General features: G+C 71.5%; 16 protein-coding genes. 4 read left to right on the forward strand and 12 right to left on the reverse strand.

What is annotated here, in order from left to right; translation table 11 throughout:
* Positions 1–8: 8 nt before the first annotated feature.
* Entirely contained in the window at positions 9–1,484 is a 1,476-nt protein-coding gene (locus tag SMA5143A_RS10095; protein WP_107462542.1) for an aminotransferase-like domain-containing protein, read from the reverse strand.
* Between SMA5143A_RS10095 and SMA5143A_RS10100 the strand changes: the two genes are divergently transcribed.
* On the forward strand, positions 1,483–2,415 hold the full coding sequence (locus SMA5143A_RS10100) for a DMT family transporter (RefSeq protein WP_107462543.1): 933 nt from the start codon (positions 1,483–1,485) through the stop codon (positions 2,413–2,415). The two genes, SMA5143A_RS10095 and SMA5143A_RS10100, sit on opposite strands and share 2 nt — an antisense overlap.
* 90 nt (positions 2,416–2,505) lie before the next feature.
* Positions 2,506–2,700, forward strand: coding sequence for a DUF1918 domain-containing protein (locus SMA5143A_RS10105; RefSeq protein WP_107462544.1), 195 nt, complete (start codon positions 2,506–2,508; stop codon positions 2,698–2,700).
* 25 nt (positions 2,701–2,725) lie between these two features.
* Here SMA5143A_RS10105 and SMA5143A_RS10110 read toward each other — a convergent pair whose 3' ends face one another.
* Positions 2,726–3,964 (reverse strand): glycoside hydrolase family 10 protein, encoded by a 1,239-nt coding sequence (locus tag SMA5143A_RS10110; RefSeq protein ID WP_107462545.1) that lies wholly within the window; start codon positions 3,962–3,964, stop codon positions 2,726–2,728.
* Between the two features lie 191 nt (positions 3,965–4,155).
* Between SMA5143A_RS10110 and SMA5143A_RS10115 the strand changes: the two genes are divergently transcribed.
* Positions 4,156–5,031 (forward strand): 3-hydroxybutyryl-CoA dehydrogenase, encoded by an 876-nt coding sequence (locus SMA5143A_RS10115; RefSeq protein WP_107462546.1) that lies wholly within the window; start codon positions 4,156–4,158, stop codon positions 5,029–5,031.
* A 581-nt stretch (positions 5,032–5,612) separates the two neighbouring features.
* Positions 5,613–5,870 carry a hypothetical protein gene (locus tag SMA5143A_RS10125; protein ID WP_107462547.1) on the forward strand — a complete coding sequence of 86 codons (258 nt, stop codon included), beginning with the start codon at positions 5,613–5,615 and terminating at the stop codon, positions 5,868–5,870.
* A gap of 27 nt (positions 5,871–5,897) precedes the next feature.
* Here the strand turns inward: SMA5143A_RS10125 and SMA5143A_RS10130 are convergent, their stop codons facing one another.
* The 10 genes from SMA5143A_RS10130 to infC all read right to left on the reverse strand — a co-directional run bounded on the left by SMA5143A_RS10130 (position 5,898) and on the right by infC (position 17,180).
* Entirely contained in the window at positions 5,898–6,443 is a 546-nt protein-coding gene (locus SMA5143A_RS10130; protein WP_107462548.1) for an NUDIX hydrolase, read from the reverse strand.
* A gap of 98 nt (positions 6,444–6,541) precedes the next feature.
* Complete coding sequence (locus SMA5143A_RS10135; protein WP_107462549.1) at positions 6,542–7,882, reverse strand: transcriptional regulator; 1,341 nt, start codon at positions 7,880–7,882, stop codon at positions 6,542–6,544.
* 223 nt (positions 7,883–8,105) lie between these two features.
* Positions 8,106–9,119: a PP2C family protein-serine/threonine phosphatase gene (locus SMA5143A_RS10140; protein WP_107462550.1), complete on the reverse strand. Its 1,014-nt coding sequence runs from the start codon at positions 9,117–9,119 to the stop codon at positions 8,106–8,108.
* 381 nt (positions 9,120–9,500) lie between these two features.
* Positions 9,501–12,023: a phenylalanine--tRNA ligase subunit beta gene (gene pheT / locus SMA5143A_RS10145; protein ID WP_107462551.1), complete on the reverse strand. Its 2,523-nt coding sequence runs from the start codon at positions 12,021–12,023 to the stop codon at positions 9,501–9,503.
* Positions 12,023–13,144 carry a phenylalanine--tRNA ligase subunit alpha gene (gene pheS, locus SMA5143A_RS10150; RefSeq protein WP_107462552.1) on the reverse strand — a complete coding sequence of 374 codons (1,122 nt, stop codon included), beginning with the start codon at positions 13,142–13,144 and terminating at the stop codon, positions 12,023–12,025. The genes pheT and pheS overlap by 1 nt, the downstream gene beginning before the upstream one ends.
* A 139-nt stretch (positions 13,145–13,283) precedes the next feature.
* Positions 13,284–14,420, reverse strand: a complete 1,137-nt coding sequence (locus SMA5143A_RS10155; protein ID WP_107462553.1) for a sensor histidine kinase — start codon at positions 14,418–14,420, stop codon at positions 13,284–13,286.
* 53 nt (positions 14,421–14,473) lie between these two features.
* Complete coding sequence (locus SMA5143A_RS10160; RefSeq protein WP_107462554.1) at positions 14,474–15,337, reverse strand: TrmH family RNA methyltransferase; 864 nt, start codon at positions 15,335–15,337, stop codon at positions 14,474–14,476.
* A gap of 343 nt (positions 15,338–15,680) precedes the next feature.
* A complete protein-coding gene (rplT, locus tag SMA5143A_RS10165; protein ID WP_107462555.1) occupies positions 15,681–16,064 on the reverse strand; it encodes a 50S ribosomal protein L20 in 384 nt (127 codons plus the stop codon).
* Positions 16,065–16,176: 112 nt separating this feature from the next.
* On the reverse strand, positions 16,177–16,371 hold the full coding sequence (gene rpmI / locus SMA5143A_RS10170; protein WP_004933563.1) for a 50S ribosomal protein L35: 195 nt from the start codon (positions 16,369–16,371) through the stop codon (positions 16,177–16,179).
* 131 nt (positions 16,372–16,502) lie between these two features.
* Positions 16,503–17,180, reverse strand: a complete 678-nt coding sequence (gene infC / locus SMA5143A_RS10175) for a translation initiation factor IF-3 (protein ID WP_079049634.1) — start codon at positions 17,178–17,180, stop codon at positions 16,503–16,505.
* Positions 17,181–17,207: the final 27 nt, after the last annotated feature.

Consider the following 17,207-nt stretch of genomic DNA (forward strand, 5'->3'; position numbering starts at 1 on the left):
TTCGCAGGTCAGAGCCCCGCTGTCGAACCGTTTACCGCCGCCCGCAGCCGCCGGACACCCTCGACGATCTCCCCCGCCCCACTGACACCGGCGAAGCTCAACCGCAGATGCGCGGCCGGGGGTTCGGCGCTGAAGTAGGGGCGACCGGGGGTGACGGCGACCCCCTCGCGGAGGGCGGCGGCGACCAGCGCGGACTCTCCCCCGGAGCCGAGGGCCCGGTCGGTGCCGCCGGTGCCGTCGGGGAGGCGGAGCCACAGGTGGTAGCCGCCGGAGGGGATGTGGGGCAGAGCGAGTTCGGGGAGGTGCAGCCGCAGCGCGGAGGTCATCGCGTCCCGACGGTTCTTCAACTCTTTGGACACCGCCCGCAGATGGCGGGGCCAGGCGGGCGAGCCGACGAGTTCGAGGGCGGCCTCCTGGAGGGGGCGCGGCACGAAGAAGGTGTCGACGACCTGGATGGCGCGCAGCCGTTCCAGGACCGGTCCGCGGGCGGCCAGCGCGCCCACCCGGAAGCTGGGCGAGGTCGCCTTGGTCAACGAGGACACATGGACGACGACGCCGTCCGGGTCGTCGGCGACCAGCGGCGGCGGCAGCGGGCCCGCGTCCTCGTGCACGAGCCGGCGCACGAAGTCGTCCTCGATCACGAAGGCCCCCGCGTCGCGCGCGATCCGCAGCACCTCGCCCCGCCGCTCGGCGGACAGGGCGGCCCCGGTGGGGTTCTGGAAGAGGGGCTGGCAGACGAAGACCCGGGCGCCGGACGCCTTGAACGCGTCGGCGAGGAGGGCCGGCCGCACCCCGTCCGGGTCCACCGGCACGGGGACCGGCCGCAGACCGGCGGCCCGGGCGATGGCCAGCATGCCGGGATAGGTCGGCGACTCGACCAGCACCGGCGCGCCGGGCGACGCCAGTGCCCGCAGGGCCGTGGTGAGCGCGGACTGGCCGCCCGCCGCCACAATCACCTCGGCCGCCGTGATCGCCCCGCCGATGCTCCGCGCGAACCACTCGCGCAACTCCAGGACGCCCTCGACCGGGGGCCTCGCCCAGACGCCGGGACGGCGCCCGGCCCGTGACAGGGCGGCGCCCATGGCCTGTTCCGGTTGCAGCGCCGGGTGCAGATAGCCGCCGTTGAACTCGATCACGCCGGGCGGCGGGGAAGCGAGGGAGACCAGGACGCCCGAGGCGTCGACCGTGCGCGGGGTCGGCTCGGCGGTCCCGTCCGCGCTCAGCGCGACCTCCTGCCAGGAGGTGTCCCCCACCGCCGCCACCCCGCTCTCGCACGGCCGCGCCCGGAACGCGCCCGCACCGGGCCGCGTCACCACCAGGCCCTCCGCGGCCAGTTGGGCCAGGGCCCGCGAAACGGTCACCGGGCTCACCCGGAAGCGGTCCACGAGCGCCCGACTCGACGGCAGCTTTCCACCGGGTGAGTAGCGGTCCAGCTCCTTTCTGAGCCGTTCCGCCAGTTCTGCGACGCTGCTACGCTCTTGCATGAGAGCACAGAGTAGCGCTATCGACCAGCGAAGAGTAGCGGTCGGCACCGGTCCGGCCGAGGTGCCGCGTTCCGTGGGTCGCCGCGGCACCCTTCAGGCGGCCCTCGGGGTGGTCGCCTTCTCCCTCACGTTCCCGGCGACCGCCTGGGGCCTGGAGGGCTTCGGCCCCTGGTCCCTCGTCGCCGTGCGCAGTGTCCTCGCGGCCGTCGTCGCGGGCAGCTGTCTGCTGGCCCTGCGGGTGCCGCTGCCCGGCCGCCGGCACTGGGCGGGGCTGGCCGTGGTCGCCGCGGGAGTGGTCGTCGGCTTCCCGCTCCTCACCACGCTCGCCCTGGAGACCTCGACCACCGCGCACGCCGCCGTGGTCGTCGGGCTGCTTCCGCTGACCACCGCCCTGTTCTCGGCGCTGCGCATGGGCTCGCGGCCCTCGCGCACGTTCTGGTGCGCGGCGCTCGCCGGGGCCGTCGCCGTCCTCGCGTTCACGGTGACGCAGAGCGGCGGCGCCCTCGGCACCGCCGACCTCTACCTCTTCGCCGCGCTCCTGGTGTGCGCGGCCGGCTACACCGAGGGCGGCAGGCTGGCCCGGGTGATGCCCGGCTGGCACGTCATCGGCTGGGCGCTGGTGTTCTGCCTGCCGTTCAGCGTGCCGGGCGCGCTGCTGGCCCTGTCGTACGAGCCGGTCCAGCTGACCGCGCACAGTGTGACGGGGCTGCTGTGGGTGGCCGCCGGGTCCCAGTTCCTCGGCCTGGTCGTCTGGTACCGGGGCATGGCGGCCATCGGCATACCCCGGGCCAGCCAGTTGCAGCTGGCCCAGCCCCTGCTCACACTGGTGTGGTCGGTCCTGCTGCTGGGCGAGCACCTGACAGTGGCCGCCCCCCTGACGGCCGCGGCGGTACTCGTGTGCATCGCCGTCACCCAACGGGCGCGGGGCTGAGCGGAGTCCGGGCAGGATCCGATCGGACCGGCCCGCCGTAGACTCAGGCCACGGACCGATGCTCCCGCGCCTGGTGAGGAGGCCCCGAAGATGCGTGCAACCGTGGGCGACCAGCTTGTCCAGCACGGCAGGGTGGTCGGGCAACACGACAAGGTCGGCGAGATCGTCGAAGTCATGGGCCAGGAGGGCAATCCTCCGTACCGCGTCCGGTTCGAGGACGGGCACGAGGGTGTGTGCTCGCCCGGCCCGGACACGGAGATCCGGCACAGGGAAGCACGGCGGTAGACCGGCGGAGCGGACCGGCGGTGGCTCAGCTCGGTGGCTCCGCCGGCTGCTGGTAGTGGTCGGCGACCACGCGCGCCATCGCCCCGATCTTGTCGACGGTCACCTCCTTGGCCGAGAAGAACACATGCCCGCGCACCTCCGGGATGTCACGGGCCAGTGACAGGTGCCGGGACAGCTCGGCCGGGTCCTGCCAGGCGGCGGGCTGCGCCGGGTCGCCGGCCTTGTAGAGGGCCTCGCCGATGTAGAGGCGCGTACCGGTGTCGCGCGCGGTCTCGGCCCACCAGGGCAGCAGCTTGGCGTAGTCGGCGGCGGCGAAGCCGATGTTCCAGTACAGCTGCGGGACGAGGTAGTCGATCCAGTTCTTGCGGACCCACTTGCGGGTGTCGGCGTAGAGGTCGTCGTACGTCTGCACGCCCGCCCGCGTGTCGGAGCCGCGGGCGTCGGTGGCGGCGTTGCGCCACACCCCGAAAGGGCTGATGCCGAACTGGGTGCCGGGCCGGACGGCCTTGATCTGCGCCGCCATCTCCTTCACCAGCTTGTCGATGTTGTCGCGCCGCCAGTCGGCCCGGTTGGGGAAGCTCCCGCCGTGGGTGTCGTACGCGGCGTCGTCGTCGAAGACCTGACCGGCGACCGGGTACGGGTAGAAGTAGTCGTCGAAGTGCACCGCGTCGACCGGGTACTTCCGTACGGCGTCGAGCATGGCCTTCTGGACGAAGGCGCGCACGGCGGGGATGCCCGGGTTGTAGTAGAGCTTGCCGCCGTAGGGGACGACCCAGCCGGGGTTCTCGCGGGCCGGGTGGCCGGCGACCAGACGGCTCGGGTCGGTGTGGTTGGCGACCCGGTACGGGTTGAACCAGGCGTGCAGCTCCAGCCCCCGGGCGTGGGCCTCCTCGACCGCCGTGCCCAGCGGGTCCCAGCCGGGGTTCCTCCCCTGGGTGCCGCTGAGGTACTGCGACCAGGGCTCGTACGGGGAGGGCCAGAGCGCGTCGGCCGTGGGGCGGACCTGGAGGATCACCGTGTTGAGGCGGCGCTCCACGGCGGTGTCGAGGTGGGCGAGCAGCTCGGTGCGCTGCTGGGCGGCGGTGAGGCCCGCCTTGGAGGGCCAGTCCCGGTTGCCGACGGTGGCGAGCCACATGCCGCGCAGCTCGCCGGAGGCCCGCCTGCGGCGGTCGGGACCCTGACCGGCGAGGGCGGTGCCGGCCGCGACGCCGCCCACCGCCACGACTGTGGTCACCGCGGTCGCCCAGAACGCCCTTCGTGACATCCGTGGCTTGCGATGCATCCTCGTACCTCCGCGTACGCTTCGTGCCCGCCTCGTCGCGGACCGTTCGTGGGGCCAGCCTTCCATGTGGTACCCGCGATACTGATCGGTAGCGGCCGCAGGTAACGTGCAGGTTTGGCGCAGGCCCCTACCCCGGGTATCCGCCAGCCACGTAGACCAGTGAAAGGGACGATGTGACGGACTTCCCAACGGGAGATCTCGCGCGAGTCGGAGTCGTGGGCTGCGGCCAGATGGGAGCGGGCATCGCCGAGGTGTGCGCCCGCGCCGGTCTGAACGTCAAGGTCGCCGAAACCACCGGCGAAGCCCTGGAGATCGGCCGTACCCGGCTGTTCAACTCCCTGTCCAAGGCGGCCGAGCGCGGCAAGATCAGCGAGGAGGAGCGGGACGCCACCCAGGCGCGTCTGAGCTTCACCACCGACCTCGGGGAGTTCGCCGACCGCGATCTCGTCATCGAGGCGGTCGTGGAGAACGAGCAGGTGAAGACCGAGATCTTCCAGGTGCTCGACCAGGTGCTGACCCGCCCCGACGCCATCCTCGCCTCGAACACCTCCTCAATCCCCCTGGTGAAGCTGGCGGTCGCCACCTCGCGCCCGGACCAGGTCATCGGCATCCACTTCTTCAACCCGGCCCCGGTGCAGAAGCTCGTCGAGCTGATCCCGGCCCTCACCACCTCCGAGGGCACGCTCAGCCGGGCGCAGCTGTTCGCCGAGAAGGTCCTGGGCAAGCACGCGGTCCGCGCGCAGGACCGCTCGGGCTTCGTGGTCAACGCGCTGCTCGTGCCGTATCTGCTCTCCGCCATCCGCATGTTCGAGTCGGGCATCGCCGGCCGCGAGGACATCGACAACGGCATGGAGCTGGGCTGCGCCCACCCGATGGGCCCGCTGAAGCTGTCCGACCTGATCGGCCTGGACACGATCGTCTCGATCGCCAACTCGATGTACGAGGAGTACAAGGAGCCCCTGTACGCCGCTCCCCCGCTGCTCCAGCGCATGGTCGACGCGGGCCGCCTCGGCCGCAAGACCGGCTCGGGCTTCTACACGTACCCCTGACCTGTACGACACGTAGGACTGACCCGCGCGACAAGAGAGAGACCCGCTTCCCCGAATTCCCGGGAGCGGGTCTTTCCGTCGTCCGGGAGCCGGCTTACGGGCGCGACCTCTGGCCCGGTTCGACCGCGAAACTCCCGGAGCTGATCACCGCCCTGGACGACGCAGGCTGCCGGCATGTGGTCAACGGCAGCCTCACCTTCGGCCGGCGATCAAGCATCACCACCCGGCCCGCCGGCGTCCGCGCGGTCTTCAGCCTGCCGGCACGCGATCACCAGGTGCCGCACCGGGACCGGCACCACCTCTCCGTACCGCACAGGCACACGGCTTGACATCCCTGAGTCAGCGTCGCGTCTCCTCCGGCCGAGCACGCCGCCACGACTACGGAACGTGAGAAGCAGCTCCCCGTACGGGCCCGGCGCCGGAAAGGGCGCCGGGCCCGTCGCATTCACACACCGTGTGCGCGACGGACACGCATATGCCGCTCGCACACGCTCCCCACTCGCCCACCAGGCGAGTTGACTTGCCGTGCGCATGCAAGGGATGTGACGACTACCGAGACGACTACAGAAAGGAGCGGACTCGTGGCCATCGACCCCGAGCATCCCGTGGTCCACGGTGAACTCGCAGAGTTACGCCGCCGCCTGGACGTGGCGCACGCCCACGTCGAGGGAGGGCTCACCCTGCTGAGTCACCGTGCCGAACAGACCGCCAAGGAGCTGGACGACCTGAGCACACGGGTCGTCACCCTGGAGCACTCCCGCTGGCCGCTGCCCGCGGTCGCGGCGCTCGCAGCCGTGGGAGCACTGGTGGTGGCCATCTGGCAGGCCGTGGGCCGCTGACCGGCACGGGTGGGACGCCCGGAGGGATCAGCGCCCCGCGTCCTGCCCGAGCCTCAGATGGTGCAGGAGAAGCAGTGCGGCCGCCATGTTGGCGGCCGGGACCTCGCCGCGGGCGACCAGGTCGGGCACGAGCTTGAGGGGAACCCATTCCCTGCGGTCCGACTCGAAGTCGTCCACCGGGTGACCGACATACGCGCCCTCGTCGGCCCAGTAGATGTGGTGCCGGGCGTCGGTGAGCCCGTTGGAGGGCTCGACGCTCATCAGGTGGTGCAGCGGTCCCGGCCGCCATCCGGTCTCCTCCTCCAGTTCCCGGGCGGCCGCGTCGGCGATGCCCTCGCCGTCCTCGACGACGCCGGCCGCCAGCTCCCACCCCCAGCTGTCGGTGATGAAACGGTGCCGCCACAGCAGCAGCACCTCGTTGGCCTCGTTGACCACGGTGGCCACGGCGACGGGCCGCAGCCGTATCAGGAAGTGATCGAGATGCCGCCCGTCCGGCAATGCGACATCTGCGAGATTGACGCTGAACCAGCGGTTCGAATACACAGTTTGTTCGCTCTGTTTCGTCCACTGCACGGTTCTGCCACCTTCCGCCGAGTAAGTGGCAATATCGCAGCAGGAGCGTGGTGACAGCAGGCGCACAGGCGGTGCACGGCCGGACCGTGGACGCGGTGTCAGAGCGGTACGCGCAGTGCCCCGTCGATGAGTTCGGCGGCCTCCGTGGTCCCCGCGCAGCCGTTTCGCACGAGATGTTCGCGTACCGCCCGCAGTCTGTCGCGCAGGCGCATGGACTCCATTCCGCGCGCCCGCTCGGCCATTTCCACGGCGGTCTCGACCGCCTTGTCGGCGTTGCCCTGCCGTAGTTCGATCTGGCTGAGCATGGCGAGCCGGTGCACCCGGCCCCGGTCGTGCGCCGGGGTGTCGACGGCCGCCGCCGCGTGCTCCGCCGCGGCCGTCAGATCGCCGAGGCTGAGCAGCGCCTCCGCCACCTGCACATTGACCAGGCCGGGTTGGACATAGCCGGTCTCGTCGGGTTCATGGCCGCGCCGGATGCGCTCGGCGGCCTGTTCCGCCCGCCGGATGCAGGACAGCGCGCTCGTGCCGTCACCGAGATGCGCGTACGCCTTGGCCTGCATCGCGTACAGGTCCGCGGCGAGTGCCGGGGTGATGTGCTTGCCCGCGGCCCGCAGCGCGGCCTCGGCGAAGGCGACGGCCTGCCGGTACTCCCGCATGAACAGCGACTGGTTGACGAGCAGCGCGATCACATACGCGCCGAGTCCCCGGTCCCCGCTGGCCTTGGCGAGCCGCAGCGCCTGGTGGAAGTAGCGCTGCGCGAGCCCGTGGGCGTCGGAGTCGTACGCGCAGATGCCGGCGATGGCGACCAGTCCGCCGGTGGCCCGGTGGAGTTGGCGTCCGGTGGCGTCGGTGTAGCTCCCGCGCAGCAGGGGCGCCGCCTCCGCGTTGAGGAATCCGACGATACGGGCGCGGGTCGCGACTCCGCCCGCCTTGCGGTACAGCTGCTCGTAGTGCGATCGGGCGGCGCGCAGCATCTCGATGTCGGCCAAGCTGACGCGGTGCCGTCCGCCGCGTGAGACATCGACGTCCTCCGGCGGGTTCTCCCACTCCCACACCGGCATCACGGCGGGTGTTCCGGTGACGGCGGGGGCGCCGAGGACATGGGGGCGCTGCTGTTCGTCGGAGCGCCACAGGGCGGTGGCGCGCTCCACGAACCCGGAGAGCCCGGCGCCGTGCTGGGAGGTCGCCTCGCCCGGCACGCCGAGACCGATGTCGTCGAGGGTGACGGTCCGGTGCAGCCGCCCGGCGAGCACTTCGCAGATCAGGTCGGGCACCTGACCACGCGGCCGCTGCCCCTTCAACCACCGGGCCACGGCGGTGTGTTCGTATCTCAGCGCCAGACCGCGTGTCCGCCCTGCCTGGTTGACGTGTGCGGCGAGTCCGGCGTGCGAGATACCGGCCTCGTCGAGGATCGCGTCGAGCAGGGTGTTGGGCTGCATGAAGGGCCCTCCGGTGGCTCGTTGCCGGCGTGTGGCAGCGTAGCGCGTCCGTCTTCACACGGGGTGTGAAGGGAATGCCCGAATTCGGGCTGTACGCGCGCTGTTGCGGAGAGTTGTTGGCCGCTTGACTGGAATGCCTCGTAAGAGGCCGACTGGGCCACCGGCTCCCCCTCGTACAGCGCGGTGGCCCCGTCGGGACGAACGGACCGAGGGCGCTCGGCGGCTACGGCCCGGGGACGACGGGTGGGGTGTCGGCCGCGGGGCCGGGCGGTCCGATCGTGCAGGTCCCCGCGGATCGGTAAGCGGCGGCGGCCCTCACGAGCCGGTCGTTGCGGATGATCAGTATCGCGACGTCGTCCTTGGGCCGTCCCCTGGTGTGGCGCAGGAGTTGGGTGAAGACGGCGCGCAGGACGGAGTGCGGCGAGATCGGGCGGCCCCGCACGGCCTCCGCCAGGGCCGCGGGCAGCGGGAAGAAGCGGCCTTCGTCGTCCCTGGCGTCCTCCACGCCGTCCGTGTGGAGGAAGAGCGCCTCTCCGGGGAGGAGCCGGCCGCACGGGGTGGCGGGCAGTTCCGCCGGCAGCGGGAACACCCCGAGCGGGGGCAGTGGGTCGGCGCCGACCATCGGTTCCGCCCGGCCCGCGCTCAGCAGATACGGCCAGGGGTGCCCGCAGTTGAGGGCGTGGACCTCGCCGTCGGGGGCGATCTCCAGCAGGAGTACGGTCACGAACTCCTCGGTGTCCTCGGCGCGGGCGCGGTCCCGCAGATGCCGGGCGAGGGCGCGGTCGAGGCGTGCGAGGACGCCGGTGAGCTCGGCCTCGTCGTGGACGGCCTCGCGGAAGCTGCCGAGCACGGCGGCGACGGTGCCGATGGCAGAGAGGCCGTGGCCCCGCACATCGCCCATCACGACGCGCACGCCGTGTTCGGTGGCGATCACCTCGTAGAGGTCGCCACCGACGGTCGCGCCCCGGTCGGCGGAGAGCTGCGCGGCGGCGGTGGCCAGTCCGTCGATCCGGGCGGGCAGCGGCCGCAGCAGTACGCTCTGCGCGGCACCGGCGATCCGGCGCGCCTGCCGCACCTCCTGCCGCATCACCTGTCTGACCTGGAGTACGAGCCCGGCGCCGACCGCGAGGAACACGGCGCTGTTGGCGAGCCGGGCCCCGAGCCCGTTGTTCCGCGCCATCGGGCAGGCCCACTTGTAGGTGACGGCCGTCGCGCCCCACACCGCCGGCAACCCCATGGCGAGGGCCTGTCGGACAGACCGCCGGTCGGACGGGCGGCGCCTTCGGACCCATGCCCGTGGAGGTGCCCCAGTCCTGATTCGAATCATGCCGTTGGCCCCCCATCAGGCCCTGACAGCGGTACGGCCCAGAGAGGCCGGTCCGATTCTGTCGACCGAATGCCCCGTTCGGGCCAGATCGCCCGAAGTTCTCACTCGAATGAGTGAGAAGAAGGGAGGGGGACGTGAAAGGAGGGCGGGGAACCGCGCGACCAGCCACGGACCACCCGCAGCCGCCGAACACGCGCAGCTCCCCGCCCCTTCGGCGCCCTAGGCACCCTCAGCACCCCAGGCACCCCAGGCACCCCAGGCACCCTCAGCACCCCAGGCGCCCACGGCGCCCTAGCTCCGCAGAACCGCCCCCGTACGCTCACCGGCGAGAGCGACCGCCGCGTCGCGCGCCGCGGACGCCTCGTCCACGGTCAGCGTCCGGTCCCCGGCCCGGAACCGCAGCGCGTACGCCAGCGACTTCCGCCCTTCGCCGAGCTGCTCCGCGTTCTCGTAGACGTCGAACAGCCGGATGGCCTCCAGCAGTTCACCGGCGCCCTCGCGCAGCGCGGCCTCGACCTCGGTGTGCGGCACGAACTCGTCGACGACCAGCGCGACGTCCTGCGTGGCGACCGGGAACGAGGAGATGCTCGGCGCCTGCGGGGTGTCGTCCCCGACCCGCTCCAGCACATCCAGGTCCAGCTCGGCGGCGCAGGTGCGCGCGGGCAGCCCGAGGGCCTTCACGACACGCGGGTGCAGTTCACCGGCGTGGCCCACGACGCGCTCGGCGCCGTCGACGACGACCACGAACTCGGCGCAGCGGCCCGGGTGCCAGGGCCCGTACTGGCCCTTGCGGACGATCAGCTCCGCGCCGGCCTCGCGGGCGACGGCGCGCCCGGCCTCGACCGCGTCGGCCCAGTCGGCCGGACGGCCCTTGCCCCACCAGCCGGCCTGCTCGCGGGCCCCGGCGAGGACGACCGCGACATGGCGCGGCTGCTCGGGCAGCGCGGCGTCCAGCGTCGCGATCTCCTCGTCGGTGGGCCGGCGGTCGACCGGCAGCGCGACGGCGACGCCCTGCTCGGCGCGCGGCTGGAAGACCAGCCCCGTCTCGAAGAGGGCGAGGTCGTGCGAGCCGCGGCCGTCGTTGCGCCGCAGCGCGCCGAGCAGGCCCGGGAGCAGCGTCGTACGGAGCGCGGGCTCCTCGTCGCTCAGCGGGTTGGTGAGCCGGACGACACGGCGGGCCGGGTCGTCGGCGTCCAGCCCGAGCTGGTCGAAGACCTGCTCGCTGATGAACGGGTAGTTCGGCGCCTCGACGTACCCGGCGCCGGCGAGCGCCCGGCCGACCCGGCGGTGCAGCCGCTGCCGGTGGGTGAGGCCGCGGCCCGACGGGGGCTTGGGCAGCGTTGAGGGCAGGTTCTCGTAGCCCTCCAGGCGGATGACCTCCTCCGCCAGGTCGTTGATGTCGGCGAGGTCGGGCCGCCACGACGGCACGGTGACGATCAGCTCGTCCTGCCCGTAGACGTCGCAGCCGACCTCCTGGAGGCGGCGTACGACGGTCTCGCGGCCGTAGACGACACCCGCGACCTTGTCGGGGTGGTCCGCCGGGACCGCGATGGTGTGCGGCGCGGACGGGGCGATGACCTCGGTGACGCCCGCGTCGGCGGTGCCGCCCGCGAGGAGCACCAGCAGGTCGACGGTGCGCTGGGCGGCGGCGGACGCGGCCAGCGGGTCGACGCCGCGCTCGAAGCGGCGGGACGCCTCCGACGACAGCTTGTGCCGGCGGGCGGTGCGCGCGATGGAGACCTGGTCGAAGTGGGCGGCCTCGATGACGACCTCGGTGGACGCGTTCACGCCGTCCTCGGTGGCATCGTGGTCCGCGATCTCGGTGTCGGCGCCGCCCATGACGCCCGCGAGGCCGATGGGGCCGCGGTCGTCGGTGATGACGAGGTCCTCGGCGTGCAGCTTCCGGGTGACTCCGTCGAGGGTGACGATCTTCTCGCCCTCGGCGGCCCGGCGGACACCGATGGTGCCCTGGACCAGGTTGCGGTCGTAGGCGTGCAGCGGCTGGCCCAGCTCCATCATCACGTAGTTGGTGATGTCGACGGCGAGGGAGATCGGGCGCATGCCGACCTTCTGGAGCCGGCGCTTGAGCCAGATCGGGGAGCGCGCCTCGGGGTCCAGACCGGTGACGGTACGGGCCGTGAAGCGGTCGCAGCCGAGCGGGTCGGAGACCTGCACAGGGTGGCCGAAGGCGTTCGGGCCGGGCACGTCGAGGAGCGCCGGGTCGCGCAGCGGCAGACCGTAGGCGATGGCGGTCTCGCGGGCGACGCCGCGGATCGACAGGCAGTCGCCGCGGTTGGCCGTGACGGCGATGTCGAGGACCTCGTCGACCAGCTCCAGCAGCTCGATCGCGTCCTTGCCGACCTCGGTCTCCGGCGGCAGCACGATGATGCCCTTGGTGCCGTCGTCGCCCATGCCCAGCTCGTCGCTGGAGCAGATCATGCCGTGCGAGTTGCGGCCGTAGGTCTTGCGTGCGGAGATCGCGAAACCGCCGGGCAGCTCGGCGCCCGGGAGGACCACGACGACCTTGTCGCCGACGGCGAAGTTGCGGGCGCCGCAGACGATCTCCTGCGGCTCGCCCGTGCCGTTGGCGGTGCCGACGTCGACGGTGCAGAAGCGGATCGGCTTCTTGAACTCCGTCAGCTCCTCGATGGTCAGCACCTGGCCCACGACGAGGGGGCCCTTGAGGTCGGCTCCGAGCTGCTCGACGGTCTCGACCTCGAGGCCGGCCGACACGAGCTTGGCCTGGACGTCACGGCCGGTTTCGGTCGCCGGCAGGTCGACGTACTCCCGCAGCCAGGAAAGCGGGACCCGCATCAGATCTCCATCCCGAACGGCCGGGTGAACCGGACGTCACCCTCGACCATGTCTCGCATGTCTTCGACGTTGTGGCGGAACATCAGCATCCGCTCGATGCCGAACCCGAAGGCGAAGCCGCTGTACTTCTCCGGGTCGACACCGCAGGCGGTGAGCACCTTGGGGTTGACCATGCCGCAGCCGCCGAGCTCGATCCAGCCCTCGCTGGAGCAGGTGCGGCAGGGCCGGTCGGGGTTGCCGACGGACTCGCCGCGGCAGACGTAGCAGACCATGTCCATCTCGGCGGACGGCTCGGTGAACGGGAAGAAGTTCGGCCGCAGCCGGGTCTTCATGCCCTCGCCGAACAGCGACTGGACCATGTGGTCGAGCGTGCCCTTGAGGTCGGCCATGGTCAGGCCCTCGTCGACGGCGAGCAGCTCCACCTGGTGGAAAACCGGGGTGTGCGTGGCGTCCAGCTCGTCGGTGCGGTACACCCGGCCGGGGCAGATCACGTACACCGGCAGCTCGCGGTCGAGCAGGGAGCGGATCTGGACGGGCGAGGTGTGGGTGCGCAGGACGACACCGGACTCGGTGCCGCCGTCCGGCCCCTTGACGAAGAAGGTGTCGGCCTCGCCGCGGGCCGGGTGGTCCGGGCCGATGTTGAGGGCGTCGAAGTTGAACCACTCGGCCTCGACCTGGGGGCCCTCCGCGACCTCGTAGCCCATGGCCACGAAGACGTCCTCGATGCGCTCCGAGAGGGTGGTGAGGGGGTGGCGGGCGCCGGCCGGTACACGGTCGTGGGGCAGTGTGACGTCCACGGCCTCCTCGACGAGGACGCGCGCGTCGCGCTCGGCCTCCAGCTCGGTCTGGCGGGCCGCGAGGCCCTTGTTCACCGCGCCGCGGGCCTGGCCGACGAGCTTGCCGGCGGCGGCCTTGGCGTGCGGGGGCAGGGCGCCGATCTCGCGGTTGGCGAGCGACAGCGGGGAGGTGCCGCCGGTGTGGGCGACCTTGGCCTCCTGGAGCGCGTCGAGGGAGTCCGCGGCGGCGAAGGCGGCGAGCGCCTCGTCCCGCATGCGCTCGATCTCTTCCGGTTTCAACGCCTCGACCTCTACAGGGTCGTACGACTTATTCGGTGCCGACATCTCTTCCCGTGCTTCCGGTTGGCTGGCTGAAGGTCCCCGTCACACCGACTCGTGGACGAATCGTCTCCGTCATGGGACGCAAAGGTGCCAAAGGCCGAGTCTAACGGGGTTGAGGTGTGCGAACGCGCCCGCGGGGCGGCTAGGCCAGATAGGCCGGGGCCCCCACGGGCAACGTAAATCGGAACTCGGCGCCGCCGCTCGGGGCGCGTCCGACGGTGATGGTGCCGCCGTGGGCTTCGACGATGCCCTTGACGATGTACAGCCCGAGGCCGGTGCCACCGCGCTTGCTGCCCCGCCAGAAGCGGGTGAAGACGCGGTTCATGGACTCCTCCGGGATACCGGTGCCCTCGTCGCTCACCGTGACCGACGTACCGGTGTCCTCCCCTTCGCGGGGGGACGCCGTGGGCGTGACGTCAATCGTGACGGTTCCCTCGCCGTGTCGCACCGCATTTTCCAGCAGGTTGCTGAGCACCTGGTCGATCTTGTCGGGGTCGGCCCACAGGTCGGGCAGGGGCTGCTCGATCCTGAGCAGGAACCGGTCGGCGGGCTGTCCCGCCGCGACGTACGCCTGGATGTGCCGGCCGACGGCCGCGCCTATGTCGACGGGCTGCCTGCGCACCTCCAGCCGCCCGGAGTCGATGCGGGAGATGTCGAGCAGCTCGGCGATCAGCCGGGTGACGCGGTTGGCGTCGGCGTCGACGGTCTCCAGCATCAGCTTCTTCTGGTCGTCGGTGAACCGCTCCCACTTGGCGAGCAGGGTCGCGGTGAACCCCTTGACCGAGGTGAGCGGCGAGCGCAGTTCGTGGGCGACCGTGGCGATCAGTTCGGCGTGGCTGCGTTCGGTGCGGCGCCGGGCCTCGGTGTCGCGGAGGGAGACGACGACGCGGTGGACGGGTCCGGTGGGTTCGGCGCGGATGTAGCGGGCGGACACGAGGACCTCGCGGGCGCCGGGCAGCAGCAGGTTCCGCTCGGGCTGTCCGACGCGGATGGCGAGGCCCCCGTAGGGGTCGGTCAGCTGCCACCAGCGGCGGCCTTCGAGGTCCTCCAGGGGCAGCGCCCGCTCCAGGGGCAGTCCGAGGGCGTCGGCGGCGGGGACGGCGGTGATCCGGGCGGCGGCGGCGTTGAAGCAGATCACGCGGCCCTGTTCGTCGGCGACGACGAGTCCGTCGGGGAGGTCGTCCGGGTCGATGCCGAGTCCGGCGATCTCGGCGTGCGGCGCCGTGGGTGTGGCGCGCACACCGCGTCCCCCCAGCGTGCTGCTCGTGCCGACCCTCATCCCCGTACCCCACCTCTTCCGTTGTGCAGTGGGCCCCCGAGCCCGTCACCCTACTAGCTGGGAGTGACGGTGCGGCACCCTCCGAAGGCGCGCTGTGCACGGGCGGACGCGTAGAGACATACGGCGGCGGCGGTCGCGAGGTTCAGGCTTTCCGCCTTTCCGTGGATGGGAACCCGTACGACGGCGTCGGCGAGCGCGCGGGTCTCCTCGGGGAGCCCCCATGCCTCGTTGCCGAACACCCAGGCCGTGGGCCCGCCCATGGTGCCCTTGTCCAGTTCGTCGTCGAGGTCGTCCTGCCCTGCGCCGTCCGCGGCGAGGATGCGTACCCCGGCGTCCTTGAGCCCCGCGACGGCCTGCTCGACGGGCACGCCGACGGCGACGGGCAGGTGGAACAGCGACCCTACGGAGGCCCGGACGGCCTTGGGGTTGTAGAGGTCGACGGACGCGTCGGTGAGGACGACGGCCTCGGCGCCGGCGGCGTCCGCGCACCGCAGGACGGTGCCGGCGTTGCCGGGGTCGCGGACGTGGGCGAGGACGGCGACGAGCTGGGGGCGGGCGGCGAGGATCTCGTCGAAGGGGGTGTCGAGGAAGCGGCAGATCCCGACGAGGCCCTGCGGGGTGACGGTCGTGGAGATGTCGGCGATGACGGTCTCGTCGGCGAGGTGCACGCGGGCGCCTGCGGCGCGGGCCTCGCCGATGATGTCGGCGTAGCGCTCCGCGGCGTCGACCGTGGCGAACAGTTCGACGAGGGTGGACGTGCCGTCGGCCGGCGCGCGGTGCGCCGCCGCCTCCCGTACCGCCTGGGGGCCCTCGGCGAGGAACAGCCGGTCCTTCCCCCGGAAGTTCCGCCTGGCCAGCCGCCGAGCGGCGGCGACCCGGGCGGAACGGGGGGAGATCAACTCGGGGGCGGCGGACATGGATCACCTTCGGGTCGGGCGGGGGATGGTGGAGGGGCGCCTTGGAACTCGGGGGTGCGGGGTTCGTCGGCGGGTGCGGGTGGTTCGTGGTTGTTCGCGCAGTTCCCCGCGCCCCTGAAAAGCGACCGGGGCTGCGCCCCGTGCTTTTCATGCAGGGGCGGGCCGCAGGCCCGTTCCCTTCAGGGGCGCGGGGAACTGCGCGAGAAACCACGAACCACCCGCACCCGCCAGAACAACCCGCACCCCCGAGCTATGAGGCGTAACAAACACCCGGACCCGCAGGCCTCGAAAGGCCCACGGGTCCGGGGTTCACATCAACATCCGGCTCAAGGCCAGCGCAGCGTCACGCGGCCTTCGGCGCGTTGACGTCCGCCGGCAGCGCCTTCTGCGCGACCTCGACCAGCGCGGCGAACGCGGTGGCGTCGTTGACGGCCAGCTCGGCGAGGATCTTGCGGTCGACCTCGACGTTCGCGGCCTTCAGACCCTGGATGAGGCGGTTGTACGTCATGCCGTTCTGGCGGGCAGCGGCGTTGATGCGCTGGATCCACAGCTGACGGAAGTCGCCCTTGCGCTTCTTGCGGTCGTTGTAGTTGTAGACCAGCGAGTGGGTGACCTGCTCCTTGGCCTTGCGGTACAGGCGCGAACGCTGACCGCGGTAGCCGGAGGCCTGCTCGAGGATCGCCCGGCGCTTCTTGTGGGCGTTGACTGCCCGCTTGACGCGTGCCACTTTTTAACTCCTTGTAGCGGGGCCGTGGTTGTCCTCACACGGCCCGAAATCGATTGGGTCCCGGTCCTGACGTACGGCGCTGAGTGATCGACGGACGATCAGCGCCGCTTCGTCACTTGCCGAGAAGCTTCTTGATCTTCGCGGCGTCGCCCGGGGCCATCTCGGCGTTGCCGGTGAGGCGACGCGTCACGCGGGACGACTTGTGCTCGAGCAGGTGGCGCTTGCCGGCGCGCTCACGGAGCACCTTGCCGGAGCCGGTGACCTTGAAGCGCTTGCTGGCACCGCTGTGCGACTTGTTCTTCGGCATAGCGCCGTTCTCTCCTCGTCAGTGGCGCTCCGGTGCCCGGTCGCTAAACCGGGCACGACGGAACGTCATTTCTATCGGTTGACACCCCGGACTCGCGTCCAGGGCTTCCCCCGGACTCGCGTCCAGGGGACTTACGCCTCGGCAGGCTCCTCGGCCGGCGCCTCGACCTCGACGTGCTCGGCGTCGGCGGCGTTCTGCGACTTGCCAGGGTTGGCCTTCGCTTCCGCCTTCCGCGCTTCCTGAGCCTGACGGGCCTCGGCCATCGCCTCGGTCTTCTTCTTGTGCGGACCGAGGACCATGATCATGTTGCGGCCGTCCTGCTTCGGGTTCGACTCGACGAACCCGAGGTCCTGGACGTCCTCCGCGAGACGCTGCAGCAGTCGGTAGCCCAGCTCGGGCCGGGACTGCTCGCGACCACGGAACATGATCGTGATCTTGACCTTGTCGCCCTGCTTGAGGAACCGGACGACGTGACCCTTCTTGGTGTCATAGTCGTGCGGGTCGATCTTCGGCCGGAGCTTCATCTCCTTGATGACCGTGTGCGCCTGGTTCTTGCGCGCCTCACGGGCCTTCATGGCCGACTCGTACTTGAACTTCCCGTAGTCCATGAGCTTGCAGACCGGCGGACGTGCGTTCGCGGCCACCTCGACCAGGTCGAGGTCGTACTCCTGCGCAAGCTCCAGGGCCTTGGCAAGCGGAACAATCCCGACCTGCTCGCCGCTGGGACCGACAAGTCGCACCTCGGGAACGCGAATCCGGTCGTTGATGCGGGGCTCGGCGCTGATGGATCCTCCTCGGTAGCACCCCACGACGGTCTGGCGGACCGCCGCGTCATG

The sequence above is a fragment of the Streptomyces sp. MA5143a genome, assembly GCF_900290235.1.
Classification (GTDB): domain Bacteria; phylum Actinomycetota; class Actinomycetes; order Streptomycetales; family Streptomycetaceae; genus Streptomyces.

What these genes read in the sequence shown, in the direction of transcription:
- SMA5143A_RS10100 (WP_107462543.1), top strand. Translation starts at nt 1,483, where the DNA reads ATGAGAGCACAGAGTAGCGCTATCGACCAGCGAAGAGTAGCGGTCGGC.
- SMA5143A_RS10095 (WP_107462542.1), bottom strand. Translation starts at nt 1,484, where the DNA reads ATGCAAGAGCGTAGCAGCGTCGCAGAACTGGCGGAACGGCTCAGAAAG.
- SMA5143A_RS10105 (WP_107462544.1), top strand. Translation starts at nt 2,506, where the DNA reads ATGCGTGCAACCGTGGGCGACCAGCTTGTCCAGCACGGCAGGGTGGTC.
- SMA5143A_RS10110 (WP_107462545.1), bottom strand. Translation starts at nt 3,964, where the DNA reads ATGTCACGAAGGGCGTTCTGGGCGACCGCGGTGACCACAGTCGTGGCG.
- SMA5143A_RS10135 (WP_107462549.1), bottom strand. Translation starts at nt 7,882, where the DNA reads ATGCAGCCCAACACCCTGCTCGACGCGATCCTCGACGAGGCCGGTATC.
- SMA5143A_RS10140 (WP_107462550.1), bottom strand. Translation starts at nt 9,119, where the DNA reads ATGGGGTTGCCGGCGGTGTGGGGCGCGACGGCCGTCACCTACAAGTGG.
- pheT (WP_107462551.1), bottom strand. Translation starts at nt 12,023, where the DNA reads ATGCGGGTCCCGCTTTCCTGGCTGCGGGAGTACGTCGACCTGCCGGCG.
- pheS (WP_107462552.1), bottom strand. Translation starts at nt 13,144, where the DNA reads ATGTCGGCACCGAATAAGTCGTACGACCCTGTAGAGGTCGAGGCGTTG.
- SMA5143A_RS10155 (WP_107462553.1), bottom strand. Translation starts at nt 14,420, where the DNA reads ATGAGGGTCGGCACGAGCAGCACGCTGGGGGGACGCGGTGTGCGCGCC.
- SMA5143A_RS10160 (WP_107462554.1), bottom strand. Translation starts at nt 15,337, where the DNA reads ATGTCCGCCGCCCCCGAGTTGATCTCCCCCCGTTCCGCCCGGGTCGCC.
- rpmI (WP_004933563.1), bottom strand. Translation starts at nt 16,371, where the DNA reads ATGCCGAAGAACAAGTCGCACAGCGGTGCCAGCAAGCGCTTCAAGGTC.